The 1,540-nt window shown below is 40.9% G+C and carries 3 protein-coding genes; 1 reads left to right on the top strand and 2 read right to left on the bottom strand.

Going from position 1 to position 1,540, the window contains the following annotated elements:
• Window positions 1–798: AMP-binding enzyme (locus tag B4F08_RS11685; RefSeq protein WP_291374444.1), on the top strand; the 798-nt coding region annotated here is incomplete at its 5' end.
• A gap of 44 nt (window positions 799–842) precedes the next feature.
• Here the strand turns inward: B4F08_RS11685 and yjgA are convergent.
• Window positions 843–1,382, bottom strand: a complete 540-nt coding sequence (gene yjgA / locus B4F08_RS11690) for a ribosome biogenesis factor YjgA (protein WP_005164369.1) — start codon at window positions 1,380–1,382, stop codon at window positions 843–845.
• A gap of 2 nt (window positions 1,383–1,384) precedes the next feature.
• A partial coding sequence (locus tag B4F08_RS11695; RefSeq protein ID WP_291374446.1) for an HPr family phosphocarrier protein occupies window positions 1,385–1,540 on the bottom strand: 156 nt, incomplete at its 5' end.

Genomic DNA, 1,540 nt, shown 5'->3' on the forward strand with positions numbered 1-1,540 from the left:
ATGCTCATCAATACTCCAGCAGAACAAAAAACAGCTTTCAACCACCATGTTGAAGTCATGGTTGCTGGAGCTGCCCCGCCCGTTGCGATTATTGAAGGTATGCGCCATATTGGAATTAATGTTAATCATGTCTATGGTTTGACAGAAACCTATGGCCCATCGGCATTATGTGCTTCGCAAGCAGGATGGAGTGACTTATCTATTCAAGAACAGGCTCAACTTCATTCTCGTCAAGGTGTTCCTTATCCACTCCAAGACAGTATGCGAGTACTTGATCCTGAAACGATGCAACCCGTACCGAATGATGGACAAACCATGGGCGAAATTATGTTCCGTGGTAATATCGTGATGAAAGGTTATCTCAAAAATCCACAAGCGACTGAAGAAGCTTTTAAAGGTGGTTGGTTTCATACAGGAGATCTAGCCGTTTGCCATCCTGATGGTTATGCCAAAATTACTGATCGCTCTAAAGATATTATCATTTCAGGTGGTGAAAATATTTCATCGCTCGAAGTCGAAGATGTACTTTACCGCCACCCTGCTGTACTCACCGCCGCAGTGGTCGCAAAACCTGATGAACGTTGGCAAGAAGTGCCTTGTGCATTTATTGAGTTGAAGCAAGGTGCATCTGCTTCCGCAGAAGAAATTATTGCACATTGCCAAAAAGAACTGGCTCGCTTTAAAGTTCCTAAAGATGTGGTGATTACTGAGATTCCGAAAACATCGACAGGCAAATTACAAAAATTTATTTTAAGAGAGTGGGCAAAAGAACGAGCTAGCGTTTCGTTTGAGAATTAATGCTTAAAAATAAAAAGAAGTTTCAACTGAAACTTCTTTTGGCTTTAACCTTGATCAGATAACAAGGCGACTTGCTGTACATAGTTCACAAATTTGAGCTTGGATGCGGCAAGTTCTTCTTCACTCACCTGCTGTTTGATATCTCGATGAATGCGTAAAACATGCTGACGCAAAGTATGGCGTTCAGAAGCATTAAACACTTTACTAAACTCATTAATGATTGGATCACCTTGATCAATCATTCGATCGACCCAACGCATCAATTGCATTTGTTTTTTAGCACCTTGTTGCGGTGTCAAATAAGATAAAATCGTGGTTTCATTTTCATTACGCAATAACTTACCAACACGTTGAAACTGACGACGGCGTGCTTCAAATGAACTGATCTTCTGCACTTCAAGTAATGCATCAATCAAACGCTCATCGACAGGAAGCTTTTGAATTTGTTTTGGATTGAGTTGAGCCAATTGCTCACCTAAAGCAGCCATACGTTGCACAGCTTTTTTTTGCTCGGTTCTACTCGCACGTCCTTCTAATGACTCAAAATCTTCATCTGTATAACGTTGTTGGGTACCACGTGCCACGATTACTCTGCCTCATAAAATTTTGCTGCGAACAGCGTTTGAATTTCTTCCAGTGCTTTTTCTTCATCAGCACCATCAATCACCAATCTTAATGTTGTGCCTTTACCAGCACCCAACATCAACAATGACATAATATTTTTTGCATCAACCAATTTATC

The sequence above is a fragment of the Acinetobacter sp. UBA6720 genome, assembly GCF_002454215.1.
Taxonomy (GTDB): domain Bacteria; phylum Pseudomonadota; class Gammaproteobacteria; order Pseudomonadales; family Moraxellaceae; genus Acinetobacter.